Consider the following 17,476-nt stretch of genomic DNA (forward strand, 5'->3'; position numbering starts at 1 on the left):
ATGGCGGTTTCCCTTGTTCTTCAGCGGGCGCTCCGTGCGCCGCGCTGTTTTCGATGAGGGAAAAGCTACGTTGCGTTCAAAGACTCGGCAACACCCTCGTTGCGCGAGAACTGCATTTATGCAGGTGGGAGTGGGGAAATCGTTGCAGTGACCCTGGCGGGTAACGCAACGTCAGGTGGGTGCGCGTTGCAATGAATTGAAAATGAACGCTATAGTGAAGCCACTACGGACCCACGAAGGAGGCCGCGATGCCGGGCGGCAGACTCACCCAGCAGGAACGCCAGCAGATCTCGCTGGGGCTGGCCGACGGGCTCGCCTACGCGGAGATCGCCAGACGCCTCGAGCGCCCCACCTCGACGATCACGCGCGAGGTGATGCGCAACGGCGGCCCCGCTGCCTACCGCGCCGACCTCGCCCACCGCGCCACCGAACGCCGCGCCCACCGCCGCAAGCCGGCCGCTTCCCGGGGGTCGGAGGCGCTCCCGCAGGCGCACGGACGCGATCCCGAGGCGGTGCGCGAGTACGAGGAGACGCTCACCACCGTCTTCATGGCGTCGGGTATGCCCAAGATGATGGCCAGGGTCATGGCCTGCCTCGTCATCGCCGACACGGGCAGCCTCACCGCGTCCGAACTCGTCCAGCGCCTCCAGGTCAGCCCGGCCTCCATCTCCAAGGCGATCGCGTTCCTCGAAAGCCAGGACCTCATCCGCCGCGAGCGCGACGAACGCCGCCGCGACCGCTACGTCGTCGACGACGACGTCTGGTACCAGTCGATGATGGCCAGCGCCCGCTCCACCGCGCACATCGCCGAGACCTCACGCCAGGGCGTCGGTGTCCTCGGCCCCGGCACCCCGGCCGCCATCCGCCTCGAGAACATCGCCCGCTTCCTCGACTTCGTCTCCGAAACCTCCGCCCGCGCCGCGCAACAGGCCCGCGACATCCTCCACTCGAAGCCGAGGCAGGACGAGGTCTAGGGGGGTGTCCCGCGCCTGCCCGGCGGCCGGCCCGGAGCGCGCCGGAGAAAAAACTTTCCGGACTCCGGTCACATCCGCGTGCGCCGATCCGTCAGGGCTGTGACGACGCCAAGCGGGCGCCGCAGCGAAGGAGAGCAGCCATGACGAACACGAACCCCTCCATCTCCCGGATGCCCGACCCGAGCGAGTTCGTGCCCGAGCTGAAGGACGTCAGCGCGGCCCTGTTCCGGGCCACGGGCAACCACTCGGTGCCGCGCACCACGATGAGCCTGGTCCACCTGCGGGCCGGGCAGATCGTCCACAACACCTACCTGACGGTCCTGAACACGTCCTTCCTGCGCAAGGCCGGGGAGTCCGAGGAGCGCATCACCGCCGTCTCCTCCTGGCAGGACGCCCCGTACTTCACCGACGCCGAGCGCGCCGCCCTCGCGTTGGTGGAGGCCACCCTCCAGCCCGCCCCGCACGGCAGGGAGCGCGTCACCGACGAGCTGTACGCCGAGGTGGCCGAGCACTACGACGAGAAGGCGCTGGCCACCCTGACCGTCGCGATCGGCCAGATCAACTTCTTCATCGCCCTGGCCGTCATCGGCAAGCCCCAGCCGGTCAGTTCCCTCGCCGACCAGCAGTGGGACTGACACCCGGGAGCAGGGGGGAGCGGCGAGCGGCGCTGTCGGCCCGGCTGGATAGCATCGGCGGCTCGACGTCTCTTCTGTCCTGGAGGACCCGGTCATGCGCAGGCGCACGTTCGTCACCGCCCTCGGCGCCGCTGCCGCGGCCGGCACCCTGCCGGTCGTCGGCGCGGGAAACGCGGCCGCCGCCGCGCCGCTCATCGCGTCCACGCTGACGGGCCGGGACCCGGCCGCGTCGCCCAACGCCCGTGCGGTGTACGCGCATCTGGTGAAGCTGGAGAACAACGCCCGTTCCGGGAAGCAGCCGATGACCATCATCGGCCAGCACATCGAGACCCAGAACGAGCTGTACAACCCGGGCTACGGTGATGCCGGCGGCACCACGCACTCCGGCTACTACTACGGCAAGGCCCGGGACATCACCGGAAAGCTGCCCGGCTTCCTGGAGATCGACCTCGGTCCGGGGTACGGCGCCGCCGGCGGCTGGGGCAGGTACGAGGACCGCTCGTACAACCGGCCGCTGGGCCTGCCGTCGGGCCAGCGGCAGTGGCAGTACGCGGACGACGCCGTCGACATCGCGGCCGGCGTCTGGAAGGGGCTGCCGCGGGCCGCGGACGGCACGTACAACCCCGGGGGCGTCATGGTCCGCGGCGACGGTACGAGCGCGACGCTCGCGAACGGCGGGGCGGCGGCCGGGATCGTCGGCATGAGCTTCCACCAGCCGTACCCGGGCTCCCCGTTGAAGGACTTCAGCCGGGTGCTGACCCAGGTCGCCGGCCGGCACCCCGGCGACGAGGCGGGCTATCCGGTCGCGACGGTCACGACGGACCAGGCCTGGTTCGACCGCGTGGTCGACTGGGAGTCGAACACGCCCGAGTACCGCGCCCTCCTCGCCGACCTCGGCGTCCTCGCCGCCTCGCTGTCGTACTTCGCCGCGTACGACATCCCCGTGCTGCTCCGGCCGTACCACGAGATGAACGGCGGCTGGTTCTGGTGGGGCGGCAGGACCCCGGCCGGCTACAGGAAGCTGTGGCGGATCACGTACGACTACCTCGTGAAGACGAAGGGCCTGCACAACCTGATCTTCGCCTGGTCCCCCAACGCCTGGAACCCGCAGGGCACCGACGTGCCGTCGGCCTACTACCCGGGGGCCGACCTCGTCGACGTCGTCGGTGTCGACGACTACAACCCTTACGGCTCCGACCTCACGCACGTCTACTACACGGGTCTCGCCGGCTACGCCAAGCCGCGCATGCTCGCCGAGACCTTCAACGTCCCGATCACGGCCTCCGGCAGCAACGCGCTGACCCGCAGCCCGTGGGTCATCTGGAACGTCTGGGGCTCCGGCCTGTCGAACACGTCGATCAACACCAACGCCGACGTGAAGGCGACCTACTACGCCACCGACCAGGTCCACACGGGCGGCTCGGGCACCGGTTTCGGCCAGAACTTCGCGTGGGGCTCGCTCCACGCGCACTGAGCTAGTCGATGTGCACGATCTGGAACGCCTCCGCCATCCGGCCCGCGGGCAGTCCGCCCGCCGTCGCGTGTTCGCTGAGCCAGTCGCGGAGCAGGCCCGACAGGTCGTCGAAGTGGGCGGTCTGGGAGGTGTGGATGCGCAGGGCCTCGACCTTGCGGTCGAAGACGGGGGTGACGTCCACGTACTGGTTCGGGGTGGGCCCCGTCATCAGCCACAGTTCGTGGACGATCCAGGGCTCCAGGCCCTCCTGCTTCAGGAGGTCCGGGTGGGCGAAGGGGTTGCGGGCCTCGGGGTAGATCGCGCGCAGGCAGGCGTCGCCGACGGCCCGGTGGTCGGGGTGGAGATCGGCGACGCGAGCCCAGTTGATCTCGGGGGACGGGACGATGGCGCGCTGCGGGCGGACCTCCCGGATGACCCGGCACAGGTCGCGGCGCAGCTCGACGGAAGGTTCCACGAAGCTGTCGGGGTAGCCGAGGAAGCGGACGTCGGCCACGCCGCTGAGCTTGGCCGAATGGACCTGTTCGGCGCGGCGCAGGTCCGCCATCGCCTGGCGGGGGAGCGCCTCGTCGTAACCGCCCGCGCCGCCGTCGGTGACGATGCAGTACGTGACGCGGGTGCCCCGTTCGATCCACTGCATGACGGTGCCGCTGACGCAGAACTCGATGTCGTCCGGGTGCGCCGCCACCACCAGCAGGGACTCGGGGGCTGAGCGGTCCGTCGGGTCGGGTGCGAAGTCCTCCATGGGGTCAGCCTGTTCGGGTGGCGGGGGGCGTCGCAAGGCCGTGCCGTGGCGTGAACCGGACATGGCACTTACGCGCCATTCAAAAACTTGGTAGATTCAAATCATTGGTCCGACAGAGGTGCGAACAGCGACCGTCAACGACACGTGAACACCGACCGGTACTGGTACGAGATCCGGAGGCCACCGGCAATGTGCAGGATTCTCGGCTCCTTCGCCGCGGGGGCGGACCGCCCCGACCCCGCCGAGCTCGCGGCGGTCTCGGCCCGCCAGCGGCACGGCGGCCCCGACGAGCACCAGGTGCTCAGCGGCCCCGGCTGGTCGCTCGGCTGCGACCGGCTCGCCGTCACCGACCCCTGCGGCGGCCGGCAGCCCTACCGGCTGCCCCACCTGCCCGGGATCCTCGCCGTCCTCAACGGCGAGATCTACAACCACGCCGAGCTCCGCCGCCGCCTCGCCGCCCGCGGCCACCGCTTCCCCGACCGCTGCGACGGCACCCTCCTGCCCGCGCTCTACGCCGAGTACGGGCCCGCCTTCGCCGAGCACCTCGACGGCATGTTCGCCGTCGCCGTCCTCGACCTGCGCCCCGGCTCCGTCCGGCTCGTCCTCGCCGTCGACGACATGGGCATGAAGCCCGTCCACTTCCACCACGACGGCCGGGACGGCTCGACCCGCTTCGCCTCCGAGATCCCCGCCCTGCTCGCCTTCGAGGGGGTACGCATCGCCCCGCGCGAGAACGCCCTCGACACCGTCCTCGCCACCCGCACCTCCTTCGCCACCCACACCGCCCTCGACGGCATCTCCGTCCTCCCGCCCGGTGCCACCGCCGTCGTCCGGCCCGGCTGCGCACCCGTGGTCCGCCGCCGCGCCCCGCACGGCACCGCGCACACCGCCCCGTCCGACGCCCCGCCCGCCGGCCCTCGGCCGGCCTTCGGCGACACCCAGGACGTGTTACGGCACGAGGTGCGCCGCCTCGCCACCGCCGACGTTCCCGTCTGCGCCGTCACCAGCGGCGGACTCGACTCCGGGCTCGTCACCGCCCTCGCCGCCGAGTTCGGGCGCGAGACCGACGCGCCGCCCCTGCACACCTTCCACCTCGCCTACCGCGGCAAGTGGCCCGGCTCCGAGGCCGCGTACGCCCGTTCCGTCGCCCGCCGGGCCCGCACCGTGCACCACGAGGTCACCGTCGACCCCGACGAGATCCCCTCCCTCCTCACCCGCACCGTCCGTCACCTCGGGCAGCCCAACGCCGACCCGATCGCCCTCTCCACGTACGCGCTCTTCCGCGCCGTCCGCGAGAACGGCTTCACCGTCGCCCTCGCCGGCGACGGCGCGGACGAACTCTTCGGCGGCTACGACCGGATGCGCGCCGCCCTCGCCGCGCCCGCCGGATCGGACTGGGCGGGCGCGTACGCCGACGCGCTCTCGGCGGCGCCGCGGATGCTGCGCGAGCACCTGTACACGTCCTCGTACCGCGCCTTCATCGCCGACCAGGGCTCCGCCGCCGACCGCATCGAGCAGGAGCTGCGCTCGGCCGAGGCGACCGGGACCGACCGGGCGACCGCGATGAGCGCCTTCGAGACGCGCTGGCGGCTGCCCGCCTACCACCTGCGGCGCCTGGACCACCTGTCGATGGCCTGGGCGGTCGAGGCCCGCCTGCCGTTCTGCCAGCCCGCCGTCGCCGCCCACGCCCGCGCGCTGCCGCCCGGTGCGCGGCACGGCAAGCGGGCGCTGTACGAGGCCGGTGCCGAGCTCCTGCCCGCGTCGGTCCTCAACCGGCCCAAGCAGCCCTTCACCCTGCCCGTGGCGGCGATGATCGCCCCCGGCGGCCCGCTCCTCGAAACCGTCCGTGAGCTGCTGTCCCCGGCCCGCCTCGTCCTGGGCGGCAAGATCCGCGCCGACCGCGCCCAGAGGCTGCTGGCCCGCCACCTCGAGCGCCCCAACGACCGGGACGCCCTGGCCCTTTGGGGCCTCGCCGTGCACGAACTGTGGAGCGAGGTCGTCCAGGGCATGCGCATCCCGGTGGGCTGTGCGGCCTGAGCCCTCGGGGCGCGTCCGCGCCACCGTCGTCCGTGCCACCGTCGTCCGCGCCGAGGACGCCCCGGGCCCCACTCTCGTGGTCGGCCTCGACCAACTCCCGGTCGGGGCCCTGGCGTCGGCGGACGAGCTGGCGTACCTGCGCCAGGTGCTCGCCGACACCCCGTACCGCGATCTCCACAAGATCGCCCTGTACGGGCCCCCGGCCCGCCCCGGCGCCCACCTCGACTACCGCTTCGTCCAGGCCCTCCCCGCCGGCCGTTTCGACTTCCGTACCGGGTGCGGGCACTCCCTCCTCGCCTGCGTCGTCGCCGACGGACGCACGGGGCCCGTCACCGTCCGTGCCGTGACCACCGGCGACACCGTCCTGTGCGAGCCGGAACCCGACGTCACGGCCCCCCACGCCCCCACCCACGCTCACACCCTCAGCTTCCTGCGCGCCCCCACCGCCCCCGGCACCCTCCCCACCGGCCGACCGCTCGATGTGCTCGGCGGCGTTCCCGTCTCGATCGTGCGGTACGGCAATCCGTACGTCTTCGTCGACGCCCGGCACCTCCCCGAACCGGCCCTCCAGGAGCAGGCCCTGCTCCACCTACGCGCCCACGCCGCCCGCCTGCTCGGACACCCGCCCCACTCCCCGCTCCCCAAGATCGCCACGTTCGCCCGGACCCGCGACGGGCTCGCCGTCCGCGCGCTCACCGTCGGCGGCTGGCACCCCCGGCTCGCGCTCACCGGTGCCGCGGCGCTGGCCGCCGCGGGGGCCATCGACGGCACCGTCGTGCCGGGGCCCGTCTCCACCGTGCGTACGCCCGGGGGCGGCACCGTCACCGTGTCCGCCGCGCGCGACCGCGTCAGCGTCCACCGCAAACGCGCTCACGTGCTCGCCCGCCTCGACCTGCCCTGGCGTATCCACGCAACGGCGTGAACGCGCACCCCGCTCGGCGCGAGATTCCCAACTCTCCTCTGCCACGCTGAATTACGACCGGCAACCGGTATCCGTGGGGAGAGCAGACACACATGAAATTCGAGAATCTGCGTGTCGTCGTGACCGGCGCGTCCCGCTATTTCGGCCGCGCGCTCGCCGTCGGATTCGCTCATCTCGGCGCCGAGGTCTATGTGTCGGCCCGTACCGTCGAGGCCGCCGAACGCACCCGTACCGAGGTCATGGGCTCCGCCCGGGACCGTATCCACGCGTTCGGCTGCGACCTGAGCCGGCCCGCCGAGATCCGGGAGTTCGCCGCGCGGGTCGGCGAGCGCACCGACCGGGTCGACCTGCTCGTCAACAACGGGGCCCGCTGGCTGGACGGCATGGACCTGGAGGCGGCCAGCGACGACGAGATCGTGGAGACGATCGAGTCGACGGCCGGCGGAACCGTCCTCATGGTGAAGCACTTCCTGCCGCTGCTGCGCGGCTCGCTGCGGCCCGACATCGTCAACATGGTCGCCGTCCGCGACGCCGAGGGCGCCTCCGCCGCCACCGCGGGCGTCGCCCACGAGGCCTTCTGGACCGCCAAGAGCGCCCAGGCCGGCTTCGCCGACATCCTCTCGCGCCGGCTGCGGCCTTCCGGGGTGCGGGTCTTCTCGCTCTATCCGCCGGACTTCTCCACCTCCGATCCGCGCTTCGCGGAATGGGACGGATCGAATCCGGACGGAATAGCCCCCGACGAGAAGCTGACCACCCAGGCGCTCTTCGAATGCATCGTCTACGCCGTCGAACAGCCCCGTGACTGCTTCATCCGCTCCTTCCACTTCGAACCCCGCTGAGCTCACCGCACCACAGCGTCAAGGAGGTCCCATGAGCACCCCCGTCTGGATCACCGCGACCCCTCCGGCCACCCACGGCGAACTGCACATCGGCCATCTCGCCGGCCCGTACGTCGCGGCCGACGTCCTGACCCGCTACCTGCGCGCCGAGGGCGAGCCCGTGCGGTTCACCACCGGCACCGCCGACCACGCCAGCTCCGTGGAGGTCCGGGCGCTGCGGCACAACCGCAAGCCCGAGGAGGTCGCCGAGGGCTACCGCGCCGCGATCACCGCGGACTGGCTGCGCTCCGGCGTCGAGTTCGACCACATCGTCAGACCGCGCCGGGACAAGGGGTACGCGCGCTGGGTGCAGGACCTCTTCAGCCGCCTGTACGCGCAAGGGGTCATCGCCCCGCGCACCCGCCTCCTGCCGTACTGCGAGCCCTGCGAGCGCTGGCTGTACGGGGCGCACGTCACCGGCACCTGCCCGCACTGCGGCTCGCTCAGCGACGGCGGCATGTGCCACGAGTGCGCCCGCCCCAACGACGGCGGCGACCTCATCTCGCCGCGCTGCTCGCTGTGCGACACCCCCGCCCTCGCCAAGCGCTGCCGGCGGCTCTACGTACCCCTGGAGCCGTTCCGCGAGACCCTCGCCGACTACTGGGCCGCCGCCGGGCTGCCGCCGCGGCTCGCGGCGCTGTGCGAGTCGCTGGTGGAGGACGGCCTGCCGGACATCGCCGTCGGACACCCCGCCGACTGGGGGCTTCCGGTTCCGGTCGAGGGCTTCCCCGAGCATCGCATCGACGGCTGCTTCGAGTCCGCCGCGATGCACCTGTTCGGCTACGACACGAAGGGCCCGCTGCCCGCCCGTGCCATCCACTTCTGCGGCTTCGGGCACGCCTTCTGCCACGCCGTGCTCCTGCCGGTGCTGCTGCTCGCCCAGGACATCAAGCTGCCGCAGGACTTCAACGTCAACGAGTCGTACGTCGTCGAGGAGGGCGTCCGCGAGGGGAACGTCTGGGCGCTGGACCTGCTCACCGAGTACGGCTCCGACACCCTGCGCCGCCACGTCCTGCAGGCCCGTCCGACCGGCCGCAGGACCGTCTTCCAGCGCGACCGGCTGGCCGCGGCCCGCCTGGAGCTGGACGAGAACTGGAACAGCTGGCTCACCCGGCTCTTCGCCTCGGTGCGCGAGGAGTGCGCCGGGCTCGCCCCGCAGGCACTGCCCGGTGGCACCGGCTGGGAGATCCTGGAGCGGCGCCTGCACCGGGGCGTGGACGACCTGCGCGAGGCGTACGGCGCCGACGCCTTCGACCCGCGCCGGGCCGTGGCCGTGCTCGACGAGATGGTCCGCTCGGTCGCCGACTTCGGTCACGTCAACGCGCACGAGCGCTGCCGGCCCACCACGAGCTGCCGCCACCTTCCCGCGCTTGCCGCCCAGTTGGCCGTGGCGTCCGCCCTGTCGGCCTGGTCGCGGCCGGTGATGCCGGAGGGCGCCGACCGGCTCGCGGCGGCGCTCCAGGTGGCACCGGGCAGGCCGGTCGACTGGTCCGCCCTGATCGCCCCGCTGCCGGGGACGCGGCTCGCGCCGCCGTCAGGCCCGGTCTACGGCTTCTGAAGCACCCCGGACCCTGAGACCCTGAACTACTAATCAACTAAGTAGCGCCGTAATCGAGTCATCGAGCACCCCCACCCCTGCCGCGTGACCGTGCGCGCGACGCGCAGGGACACACGCGGCCCACCCACAGGAGCCCCACGTGTCCCTGCGCGTCGCCATGCTCAGCGTCCACACCTCCCCGCTCCACCAGCCCGGAACCGGGGATGCCGGCGGCATGAACGTCTACATGGTCGAGCTCTCCCGCGCCCTCGCCGAACAGGGCGTGGCGGTCGACCTGTTCACCCGCTGCCGCGGCGAGGGCGTGCCCCGCCTCGTCGACCTGGAACCCGGCGTGCGGGTCCGCCACCTGCACGCGGGGCCGCGCCGGCCGCTGCCGAAGGAGGCGATGCCGGACCTGGTGCTGCCGTTCTCCCTCGCCCTCCTGAAGGAGGAGCGGGGCTACGACCTGGTGCACTCGCACTACTGGCTGTCCGGGCAGGCCGGGCGGATCGCCTCGTTCGGCTGGGGGATACCGCTGGTGCACACCGCGCACACCCTGGCCCTGGTGAAGAACGCCCATCTCGCCGACGGCGACACCCCGGAGCCCGAGCTGCGGATCCGCGGCGAGCGGCGGATCGTGGGCGACGCCGACCGGCTGATCGCCAACACGGGCGACGAGGCGGAGGCGTTGCGTTCGCTGTACGGGGCGGCGCCGTTGCGCACGGAGGTGGTACGGCCAGGCGTGGACCTGCGCACCTTCGGCCCGGGGTCCGAACGGGACGGCCGGGCCGCGGCGCGGGCGCGGCTCGGCCTGCCGGCCGATGCCTTCGTGCCGCTGTACGCGGGGCGCATCCAGCCGTTGAAGGGCCCGGACATCCTGGTGCGGGCCGTCGCCGAGCTGCTGTGGATGGCGCCGGACCTGCGCCGGCGGCTGCTGGTGCCGGTGATCGGCGGCCATTCGGGGGCGAGCCGGGAGGGCACGGTGTGGCGGCTCGCGGCGGAGCTGGGCGTCGACGACGTGCTGAAGGCCTGTCCACCCGTACCGCAGGAGCGGCTCGCGGACTGGTACCGGGCGGCGGACGTCCTGGTGGTGCCCTCGCGCAGCGAGTCGTTCGGTCTGGTGGCCCTCGAGGCGCAGGCGTGCGGGACGCCGGTGCTCGCCTCGGCGGTGGGCGGGCTGCCGACGGCCGTGTGGGACGGGGTGTCGGGGCTGCTCGTGCGGGGTCACGACCCGGTGGACTACGCCCGCCGGCTGCTCTGGCTGGCCCGGCATCCGCGGGCGCGGGTCTCGATGGGGGAGGCGGCGGTCCGGCACGCCCAGGGGATGAGCTGGCGCACTTCCGCGACGCGGACGATCGACGTCTACCAGGACGCGTTGGCGGGTGCGCTTCGGGTGGGGCAAGGGCGGCGGCACGCCCCTGCCCCGTCGGCCTCCCTCTCCTGGAGGAACGAGAAGGCCGTAGCACGAGTCTAGCATCTCTTTTGGTCTGACCAAAGGTTAGGGAAGCTCCGGATCCGTCAATTCCGTTGATTCGACGGCCCATTGACGCACTCACGCCATGGCGGGTCCACGCATGGAGAATCCCTGGATTCACCTCACGGGGCCGGACAGAATGGAGATGTCTTCAGGGAGCGCCCGGCGGCACGGGCCCCCGGAAGGCGGAATTCACATTCCCACTCCTGGAGGAATCATGACCGCTGAGCAGAACTCCGGAATGCGCAAGACGGTCCGTCAGTTCACCCTCGCCCTGGTGGCCTGTCTGGCCGTCGCGGGCGGAGCCGCGCTGGCCGCCGCCCCCGACGCCGCTCCCGCGGGGCAGCAGCAGGCCGGCGCGAACGACGACTGGCCGCACGCGACGGGCACCCCGGCCCCGCCGGTCGACTGACGCCGAGACGAAACGGAATGCGGCGCGTACGAGCGCCGAGAAAGGCCCCGCAATCGTCCTGCCACGATTGCGGGGCCTTTCCCCTGTACGTCGCAGGGAATTCGGCGCAGGGCGAGCCGCCCATCAGTCCAGCCAGCCGAGCCGCAGCGCACGCACCCCGGCCTCGAAGCGGCTCGACGCACCCAATTCCTGCATGAGTTCGGAGAGCATCCGGCTCACCGTCCGCAGCGACACCCCGAGGTTCCGGGCGATCTTCTCGTCCTTCATCCCCGACGCGAGCATCTGCAACGCCGCCCGCTGCTGCTCCGACAGCCCGTCCCCGCCCTGCTCGGGCGCCACGTGGTCGCCGTACGGGGAGGCCGTGTGCCAGCAGTGCTCGTACAGGCTCAGGTAGGAGCGGACGAGGAGCGGGCCGCGGGCCAGGATCGCGCCTTCGCCGGGTGCCTCCGGGCGCAGCGGCACCATGGCGTACTGCTGGTCGATGATGACCATGTTCATCGGGAGGTCGGGCGCGATGCGGACCTCGACGCCCAGCTCGGCCCGCCGGTTGAGCACCTCCGCCGCCTCCGGCCGGGAGGCGTCGCTGCTGCGGTAGATGGCACGGACGCGCACCCCGTTGTCGAGCTTGCGGCGGTCGCGTTCGAGTATCCGCTCGGGGACCTGCCGGCTCGGCCCGGTCGGATACATCGAGCAGGACGCCTCCTGCGTCACGTCGATGATGTCCTCGAGCGCCTGCTGGATCCGCCGGTAGTCGGTGATCACCTCGACCGCTATCTCGGAGCGGGTCAGCGAACCGGGCCGCAGATACGTGCCGGCCAGCGTCTCCAGGGTGCTGTACGCCTGGTCGGCCTCGGCCAGGTGCTCCCGCAGCCGGGCCCGTTCGCGGTCCAGCAGCCGCAGCAGCGCGATCTCCGGGTCGACGGAGGCCACCGCGTCCGCGTCCGGCCGCCAGGCCGAGTCGCGCAGGTCGGCGCTGGTGGCGTGGGTGCTGGTGGTGGGGACGATCAGGCCGAGGGAGATCAGCTCCGACCGACATCGCTCGTACTCCTCGCAGCCGAGGCCTAACTCTCTCGCCACCTCGGTGAAGCTCGACACCCCTCGTCTGCGCAACTCCTGGTAGAGGGGCACCAGTCGACCGGCCGTGTGGTCTCCGATGCCGCCGCCCGTCCTGACCATGGCGAACTCCCCCCTTGTCGCTGCGAATCGACCGTCCGGACCGTCAGGCTACGCCGTGTGCTCGTGCGGATCGCCGTCCAGGAGACCGAGCCGGGCGGCCTTCACACCGGCCTCGAAACGGCTGGCCGCGTCGAGCTCCTGCATCACCTCGGAGATCAGCCGGCTGACCGTGCGCAGCGAGACGCCCAGGTTCCGGGCGACCTGCTCGTCCTTGATCCCGGAGGCGAGCATCCGCAGCGCGGCCCGCTGCTGCTCGGTGAGCCCGTCGCCGCCGTGCTCGGTCGGCTCCTCGTGGCCGTACGGGGTGGCCGCGAGCCAGCAGTACTCGTACAGGGCCCGGTAGGAGCGCACCAGGCCGGGACCGCGGGCCAGGATCGCGGCCGCTTCCGGGTCGCGCGGATCGGTGGGCAGCAGCGCGAAGTTGTCGTCGGCCAGGACCATGTTCATGGGGACGACGGGGGAGAGCCGGATCTCGACGCCGAGCGCGGTCCGCGCGGCCAGGTGCTGCACCATCTCGGGAACCTGGCCCACCCGGTGGCTGTACATGGCCTGCACCCGGACCCCGCGCGAGACCCGGTCACGGTCCCACGCCAGCTCCAGGGCCATCTCCTCGCGCCGTACCGAGCCGGTCAGCATGGAGTGGACGGAGCCGCGCACGGTCCTGGTCAGTTCGGCGAGCTCACGCCGCACGAGGGCCGGGTCGTCGACGATCTCCACCTCGACCTGGGAGCCGGGCTCCATCCCGGCCCGCAGGAAGGGTCCGGCGAGGGTCTCCAGGGTGGTGTGGGCCCGGCTGGTCTCGGCGAGCCGGCTCTCCAGCCGGTCGCGCTCGTGCCGGAGGAGCGCGAGGAGGGCGATGTCGGGAGCGACGACGGCGGGGGTGGTGTGTCCTGCGGTCGGCCCTGCGGTCGGACCGATCAGGCCGAGGGCCGCCAACTCCGCGCGGCAGCGCTCGCGTTCGGCTTCGGTCAACTCCAGCCGGTCGGCGACCTCGTCGAACGTCTCGCCCGGGGCGGCGCGCAGTGCCTGGTAGAGGGCGAGAGCCTGCTCGCTTCCCGTGCGCGCTCCGACGGCGTTTTTGGACACAGCGCAGCAGACTCCCCTCGGATCGCGCGGATCCTGTTGAAACGCCCCGCTAGACCCTGCCACAAAATCGAACGCCACGCACGATGTTCAATCGTCGACCGAATCGGCACAATCGGGGCACAGGCCCTTGAAGACCACCTCGGCGTCGCTGACCCGCCACTGCGGCAGGCTGCCGCGCGGCGGCGCGGGCGCGGAGGCGGCGACGTTCTCCACCCGGCCGCAGTTCGTACACAGGGCGTGCTGGTGCGCGGGGCCCGAGATCTCGAAGACGGCGGGCAGGCCGGGGCGGTCGAACTTGCTGACCAGGCCCGTCTCCTGGAAGTGCCGCAGCATCTCGTACACGGCCTGGCTGGTGAGCGTGCCCAGCCGCTCACGTGCGGTCGCGGTGATCGCCTCGACGTCGAGATGGCCGCCGGCGGCGAGCACGGTGAGCACCTCGAGGCGCGGACCGGTGACCCGCAGGCCGACGTCTCGCAGGCGCTGGATCACCGCCTCGCGGCCCGTCAGCTCTTCCACGACTGCCATCTTCTCCGCCCGCCACCTGGTCGGCCCAAACTTTTGTGGGCATCGTACCTCTTGGCCGTCCTTGTCGGCAGTGGGCCGGTCGGTCCGCCCGGGCTGCTCGGTCCGCCCGGGCTGCTCAGGCTGCCCGGACTGCTCGGGCTGCCTAGTCGTCGGTCCGGCATACGAGCAGCACGCTCTCCGTGCGGTCGTCGATGCGGTGCCGCCGCCGGCCCTCGATGTGCAGGCCCGCCGAGTGCAGCTCGGCCGCCAGGTGGTCACCGTCCACGATCCACTTGTCGGTGGTCAGTACGACCCGCTCGGTGGAGAGCTTGCCGGTGCGCGCCGCGTAGTACGTGATCCGCTCGCTCATCGACGGCAGGTCGAACACCTGCCGGGCCACCACCCACTCGTCGATCCCGTCGAACCGCGGCACCTGGAACGCCCAGGTCCGCTGCGGCTCGGCGATGAGCCCCGGCAGCAGGTGCGAGGTGTAGTCGAGCGCGAGCGCACCGCCCGCCCCCAGGCGCGAGGCGATCTCGCGCAGCAGCCTGGGCCGCGCGTGCGGCGGTACGGCGGAGACCATCGCACCCGCGAGCAGCGCGAGCCGGTAGTCGCCGTCCAGTCGCAGCTCGGTGAGGTCGGCCCGGGTGGTCACGATCAGCTCGGCGACCTGCGGGCCGATCCGCCGGGCCCAGGACTCGAGGCGTTCCAGGGCGGGGCCGTCCCGGTCCACGGCCTCCACGGCGAAGCCGTGCCGGGCGAAGGGGACGGCGAGCCGTCCGGCGCCGGAGCCGAGGTCGAGGACGGGGCCGCCGGTGGAGCGGGCGAGGCTGAGATAGCGGACGATGTCGGCGCTGTGCGGGCCGAGGAGGGCGTCGTGGAGCCAGACCGCGTCCGCGTCGCCGGGGGAGACGGTCTCGAGCCCGGGCAGGGTGTCGGACGTGATCCGGATGCCTGCGCCGGGTGCGGGCGGGTCGAAGGGGGCCTTGCCCGGCCGGTCGTATCGGGACGGCAGGACCGGTGCGAGCACTGCGGGCACGGCGGGCAGGGAAGTGCCGCTCGGTGTGTGCATCGCTCCTCCAGGGGCTCGCTCGGTCCATGCCGTCCGGGCGGGGCGCCCGTGCCGCCGGGACCGCGCCGCTGTGCTCCATCCTGACCTGGGGCGGAGTGCCGGTTCCAGCGGATCGGGGGGCGTGAACACGCGATGGCGTGTGTCTGCCACGGGGGGGCGGCGGGAACGTCGGGGGAGGAACGGAGGGGTCAGAGCGAGCGGTTGAGGCGCGTGGGGTTGAGCGGGGCGAAGCCCTGCCGCTCGTAGAAGGGGAGCGCCGGGTCCTGTTCCGTCGGCAGGGTGAGCCGCTGCCGGGCGGCGCCGAACTCGCGCATCCGCTCGCTGGCCGCCGCCAGCAGGGCCGTACCGACGCCGCCGCGGCGCGCTCCGGGGATCACCGCGAGTGCGTACAGCTCGCCCTCGCCCGGTACGGGTACGCCGCCGGCCGCGACGCCGACGAGCGCGCCGTCCGCACCGGTCGCCACCAGCCAGCCGAGCCAGCCGGGCGCGCCACCGGGAATTTCAATTTCCGCGCGGATACGGGAAAGTGCGCATTGCGTCGAGACAAGCCGCCCCGTCGGGATTTCGCCGAGTATTTCCGTGTAGCTGCCCCGAATGGACTCCGCAAGCAGCCTGGATATCGTCGCCGCGTCGGCGGCGGCGGCCGCCCGCACGTCAGCCAGCTGCATTGGTTCGTACCCTTCGACGTGCCGAGCTGAACGCCAACATACCCACAATAGCGGGGAATTCAGGGTGGCGTGACCGATGTGAAATCTACGAATTCCCTTAGTAATTAATAGGGGAACGAGCAGCAGGCGATGATCAGCGGCGCCGCGGCGAGTCCGGCCGCCGCGATCGTGAGCAGCCCGCGGAGCACCGGATGCCCCGCGCTGTGCGGGGTGAGGATACGGCGCATGCGCAGCGCGGCCGAGGGGCCGCCCGCGGCGAACGCCTCGCGGGGTGCCCTTCCCGAGGCGAGCGCGTACAGGGCGGTCGCGAGCGCGTCGCGCGAGCAGCAGCGCAACGCCCTGTCGTCCGCGGTCATTTCGAGGAGCAGCGGTACCGCGGTGCCGCCGTTCCGGGCGAGCGGAAGGCGCGGAAAGACGGCGGCGAACGACTCGGCCGCGGCGACGAGCAGATGGTGCCGCCCCGAGATGTGCGCCCGCTCGTGCGCGAGGGCGGCCGCGAGTTGGGGGCGGGTGAGGGTGTGCAGGGCGCCCGAGGAGACCACGACCCGGCGCGAGCGGCCCGGCAGGCAGTACACGGCGGGGCGTTCGTGCTCCAGGACGGTGGCGCGCAGCCCCGCGTCGTACCGGCCGACGAGCCGCAGCGTCTCCGCGTGCCGCTGCCGCTGCCGGCGCGCCCGCAACAGCGCGCGGACGAATCCGGTGGCCGGTACGGCGAGCACGGCGAGGGCGACGCCGGCCGCCGTGGTCTCCAGTCCGCTGAGCTCCGACAGCCGCTCGGGCGGAGGGAACCGGAACGTGAACAGCGCGTCGCTGAGCCGGTGTCCGGTCCTGCTCGGCAGGATCAGCTGGGCCGGCAGCAGGGCGGCCGAGCCCGCGAACAGCAGGCCGCTCGCGACCCACACGGCGAGCGCGAGCCGGGGCACCTGCTGGGCCCAGCGGGCCCGTACGAGCAGCCAGGGCACCAGGAAGCCGGTGCAGAGGACGAGACCGAGCGGGGGCAGGGTGTGGTGGTTCATCGGTCCTCGCCCTGTGCGCGCCTGGCGGTGCGCAGCGCCGCGTCCAGGGCCGCCATGTCCTCGTCGGAGATGGTCTCCACGAAGCGCAGGAGCGCGGCGGGCCGGTCCTGGCTGTCGCCGAGCGCGTCCTGCATGAGTCCCGCGGTGTACTCCTCGCGGCTGCGGACGGGCTCGTACAGCCAGGCCCGGCCCGATTTCTCGCGGCGGAGCCAGCCCTTGCGGTGGAGTATGTCGGCGACCGTCATCACCGTGGTGTAGGCGACGCGGCGCCCCAGATTGATGTCGTCGACGATCTCGCGGACGGTCGCGGGCCGTTGCCATGCCCACAGCCGGTCCATGATCTCGGCCTCCAGCTCTCCCAGCCGGCGCACGTGCATCCCCTCCCCCTCGCGGGCGGCTCATCGTACGGGCCGTCCCGCCCGCGGAGGTATACCCCTCAGGGGTAGTCAGGGGGTGTGATGGCGCGATGACGACCCTCATGAGGAACCGCCCCCGCGCTCGGCGCAAGGGCGGTCGTCCCGAGGTGTGTTCCGAAGTGCCTTCCCGAACTCGTCTCGAACTGTCGTCGAACCGCTTCGCGGAGTGCGTCAGGTCCTGATCAGGCGGGCGATGGCCTTCGAGGCCTCCCCGACCTTCACCTTGGCCTGGTCCCCGCCGGCGGCGATGGCCTCCGTGACGCAGCAGCTGAGGTGCTCGTCCAGGAGGGCCACGGCGCAGGACTGGAGCGCCGCGTTGATGGCGGAGACCTGGGTGAGGACGTCGATGCAGTAGACGTCCTCGTCCACCATCCGCTGCACCCCCCTGACCTGCCCCTCGATACGCCTCAGGCGTCTGATGATGTCTTCCTTGTGCTGTACGTAACCGGCCAC

At 72.3% G+C, this 17,476-nt stretch carries 18 protein-coding genes; 9 read left to right on the plus strand and 9 right to left on the minus strand.

Translation table 11 applies throughout. The features are described 5' to 3' along the window. Nucleotides 1–248 precede the first annotated feature (248 nt). The 3 genes from ACIGEZ_RS12865 to ACIGEZ_RS12875 all read left to right on the plus strand — a co-directional run bounded on the left by ACIGEZ_RS12865 (nucleotide 249) and on the right by ACIGEZ_RS12875 (nucleotide 3,083). Nucleotides 249–974, plus strand: a complete 726-nt coding sequence (locus ACIGEZ_RS12865; RefSeq protein WP_399829659.1) for a helix-turn-helix domain-containing protein — start codon at nucleotides 249–251, stop codon at nucleotides 972–974. 140 nt (nucleotides 975–1,114) lie between these two features. Next, nucleotides 1,115–1,609, plus strand: a complete 495-nt coding sequence (locus ACIGEZ_RS12870; protein WP_399829662.1) for a carboxymuconolactone decarboxylase family protein — start codon at nucleotides 1,115–1,117, stop codon at nucleotides 1,607–1,609. 94 nt (nucleotides 1,610–1,703) lie between these two features. Next, nucleotides 1,704–3,083 (plus strand): glycoside hydrolase family 26 protein, encoded by a 1,380-nt coding sequence (locus ACIGEZ_RS12875; RefSeq protein WP_399829664.1) that lies wholly within the window; start codon nucleotides 1,704–1,706, stop codon nucleotides 3,081–3,083. A 1-nt stretch (nucleotide 3,084) separates the two neighbouring features. Here the strand turns inward: ACIGEZ_RS12875 and ACIGEZ_RS12880 are convergent, their stop codons facing one another. Next, nucleotides 3,085–3,825, minus strand: coding sequence for a PIG-L deacetylase family protein (locus tag ACIGEZ_RS12880; protein ID WP_399829667.1), 741 nt, complete (start codon nucleotides 3,823–3,825; stop codon nucleotides 3,085–3,087). Between the two features lie 189 nt (nucleotides 3,826–4,014). Between ACIGEZ_RS12880 and asnB the strand changes: the two genes are divergently transcribed. The 6 genes from asnB to ACIGEZ_RS12910 all read left to right on the plus strand — a co-directional run bounded on the left by asnB (nucleotide 4,015) and on the right by ACIGEZ_RS12910 (nucleotide 11,085). Next, the gene (asnB, locus tag ACIGEZ_RS12885; protein WP_399829670.1) at nucleotides 4,015–5,862 is read left to right on the plus strand and encodes an asparagine synthase (glutamine-hydrolyzing); all 1,848 of its coding nucleotides are present in this window, start codon (nucleotides 4,015–4,017) and stop codon (nucleotides 5,860–5,862) included. Then, the gene (locus ACIGEZ_RS12890; RefSeq protein WP_399829673.1) at nucleotides 5,852–6,784 is read left to right on the plus strand and encodes a hypothetical protein; all 933 of its coding nucleotides are present in this window, start codon (nucleotides 5,852–5,854) and stop codon (nucleotides 6,782–6,784) included. Before asnB ends, ACIGEZ_RS12890 begins: the two co-directional genes overlap by 11 nt. Nucleotides 6,785–6,876: 92 nt before the next feature. Then, nucleotides 6,877–7,623: an SDR family oxidoreductase gene (locus tag ACIGEZ_RS12895; protein WP_132911960.1), complete on the plus strand. Its 747-nt coding sequence runs from the start codon at nucleotides 6,877–6,879 to the stop codon at nucleotides 7,621–7,623. A gap of 31 nt (nucleotides 7,624–7,654) precedes the next feature. Next, nucleotides 7,655–9,220, plus strand: a complete 1,566-nt coding sequence (locus tag ACIGEZ_RS12900; RefSeq protein ID WP_399829677.1) for a class I tRNA ligase family protein — start codon at nucleotides 7,655–7,657, stop codon at nucleotides 9,218–9,220. A 157-nt stretch (nucleotides 9,221–9,377) separates the two neighbouring features. Then, nucleotides 9,378–10,673 carry a D-inositol-3-phosphate glycosyltransferase gene (gene mshA / locus ACIGEZ_RS12905; protein WP_399830575.1) on the plus strand — a complete coding sequence of 432 codons (1,296 nt, stop codon included), beginning with the start codon at nucleotides 9,378–9,380 and terminating at the stop codon, nucleotides 10,671–10,673. 217 nt (nucleotides 10,674–10,890) lie between these two features. Continuing rightward, nucleotides 10,891–11,085: a hypothetical protein gene (locus ACIGEZ_RS12910; protein WP_399829679.1), complete on the plus strand. Its 195-nt coding sequence runs from the start codon at nucleotides 10,891–10,893 to the stop codon at nucleotides 11,083–11,085. 123 nt (nucleotides 11,086–11,208) lie between these two features. Here ACIGEZ_RS12910 and ACIGEZ_RS12915 read toward each other — a convergent pair whose 3' ends face one another. The 8 genes from ACIGEZ_RS12915 to ACIGEZ_RS12950 form a co-directional block, all read right to left on the minus strand. Beyond that, nucleotides 11,209–12,261 carry a LuxR C-terminal-related transcriptional regulator gene (locus tag ACIGEZ_RS12915; protein WP_399829681.1) on the minus strand — a complete coding sequence of 351 codons (1,053 nt, stop codon included), beginning with the start codon at nucleotides 12,259–12,261 and terminating at the stop codon, nucleotides 11,209–11,211. A gap of 48 nt (nucleotides 12,262–12,309) precedes the next feature. Then, nucleotides 12,310–13,347 carry a LuxR C-terminal-related transcriptional regulator gene (locus tag ACIGEZ_RS12920; protein ID WP_399829684.1) on the minus strand — a complete coding sequence of 346 codons (1,038 nt, stop codon included), beginning with the start codon at nucleotides 13,345–13,347 and terminating at the stop codon, nucleotides 12,310–12,312. An 87-nt stretch (nucleotides 13,348–13,434) separates the two neighbouring features. Next, nucleotides 13,435–13,872: a Fur family transcriptional regulator gene (locus ACIGEZ_RS12925; protein ID WP_399829687.1), complete on the minus strand. Its 438-nt coding sequence runs from the start codon at nucleotides 13,870–13,872 to the stop codon at nucleotides 13,435–13,437. Between the two features lie 142 nt (nucleotides 13,873–14,014). Then, nucleotides 14,015–14,923, minus strand: a complete 909-nt coding sequence (locus ACIGEZ_RS12930) for an SAM-dependent methyltransferase (RefSeq protein ID WP_399829689.1) — start codon at nucleotides 14,921–14,923, stop codon at nucleotides 14,015–14,017. A gap of 188 nt (nucleotides 14,924–15,111) precedes the next feature. Continuing rightward, nucleotides 15,112–15,591, minus strand: coding sequence for a GNAT family N-acetyltransferase (locus ACIGEZ_RS12935; protein WP_399829692.1), 480 nt, complete (start codon nucleotides 15,589–15,591; stop codon nucleotides 15,112–15,114). Nucleotides 15,592–15,695: 104 nt separating this feature from the next. Further along, nucleotides 15,696–16,607, minus strand: a complete 912-nt coding sequence (locus ACIGEZ_RS12940) for a M56 family metallopeptidase (RefSeq protein WP_399829695.1) — start codon at nucleotides 16,605–16,607, stop codon at nucleotides 15,696–15,698. Beyond that, complete coding sequence (locus ACIGEZ_RS12945) at nucleotides 16,604–16,978, minus strand: BlaI/MecI/CopY family transcriptional regulator (RefSeq protein WP_399829698.1); 375 nt, start codon at nucleotides 16,976–16,978, stop codon at nucleotides 16,604–16,606. The genes ACIGEZ_RS12940 and ACIGEZ_RS12945 overlap by 4 nt, the downstream gene beginning before the upstream one ends. A gap of 216 nt (nucleotides 16,979–17,194) precedes the next feature. Continuing rightward, the gene (locus ACIGEZ_RS12950) at nucleotides 17,195–17,476 is read right to left on the minus strand and encodes a metal-sensitive transcriptional regulator (RefSeq protein WP_031010474.1); all 282 of its coding nucleotides are present in this window, start codon (nucleotides 17,474–17,476) and stop codon (nucleotides 17,195–17,197) included.

The sequence above is a fragment of the Streptomyces sp. NPDC085481 genome (genome assembly GCF_044541845.1).
Classification (GTDB): Bacteria; Actinomycetota; Actinomycetes; order Streptomycetales; family Streptomycetaceae; genus Streptomyces.

What these genes read in the sequence shown, in the direction of transcription:
- asnB (WP_399829670.1), top strand. Translation starts at nt 4,015, where the DNA reads ATGTGCAGGATTCTCGGCTCCTTCGCCGCGGGGGCGGACCGCCCCGAC.
- mshA (WP_399830575.1), top strand. Translation starts at nt 9,378, where the DNA reads ATGCTCAGCGTCCACACCTCCCCGCTCCACCAGCCCGGAACCGGGGAT.
- ACIGEZ_RS12940 (WP_399829695.1), bottom strand. Translation starts at nt 16,607, where the DNA reads ATGAACCACCACACCCTGCCCCCGCTCGGTCTCGTCCTCTGCACCGGC.
- ACIGEZ_RS12925 (WP_399829687.1), bottom strand. Translation starts at nt 13,872, where the DNA reads ATGGCAGTCGTGGAAGAGCTGACGGGCCGCGAGGCGGTGATCCAGCGC.
- ACIGEZ_RS12870 (WP_399829662.1), top strand. Translation starts at nt 1,115, where the DNA reads ATGACGAACACGAACCCCTCCATCTCCCGGATGCCCGACCCGAGCGAG.
- ACIGEZ_RS12880 (WP_399829667.1), bottom strand. Translation starts at nt 3,825, where the DNA reads ATGGAGGACTTCGCACCCGACCCGACGGACCGCTCAGCCCCCGAGTCC.
- ACIGEZ_RS12900 (WP_399829677.1), top strand. Translation starts at nt 7,655, where the DNA reads ATGAGCACCCCCGTCTGGATCACCGCGACCCCTCCGGCCACCCACGGC.
- ACIGEZ_RS12895 (WP_132911960.1), top strand. Translation starts at nt 6,877, where the DNA reads ATGAAATTCGAGAATCTGCGTGTCGTCGTGACCGGCGCGTCCCGCTAT.
- ACIGEZ_RS12935 (WP_399829692.1), bottom strand. Translation starts at nt 15,591, where the DNA reads ATGCAGCTGGCTGACGTGCGGGCGGCCGCCGCCGCCGACGCGGCGACG.
- ACIGEZ_RS12930 (WP_399829689.1), bottom strand. Translation starts at nt 14,923, where the DNA reads ATGCACACACCGAGCGGCACTTCCCTGCCCGCCGTGCCCGCAGTGCTC.
- ACIGEZ_RS12910 (WP_399829679.1), top strand. Translation starts at nt 10,891, where the DNA reads ATGACCGCTGAGCAGAACTCCGGAATGCGCAAGACGGTCCGTCAGTTC.
- ACIGEZ_RS12875 (WP_399829664.1), top strand. Translation starts at nt 1,704, where the DNA reads ATGCGCAGGCGCACGTTCGTCACCGCCCTCGGCGCCGCTGCCGCGGCC.
- ACIGEZ_RS12915 (WP_399829681.1), bottom strand. Translation starts at nt 12,261, where the DNA reads ATGGTCAGGACGGGCGGCGGCATCGGAGACCACACGGCCGGTCGACTG.
- ACIGEZ_RS12865 (WP_399829659.1), top strand. Translation starts at nt 249, where the DNA reads ATGCCGGGCGGCAGACTCACCCAGCAGGAACGCCAGCAGATCTCGCTG.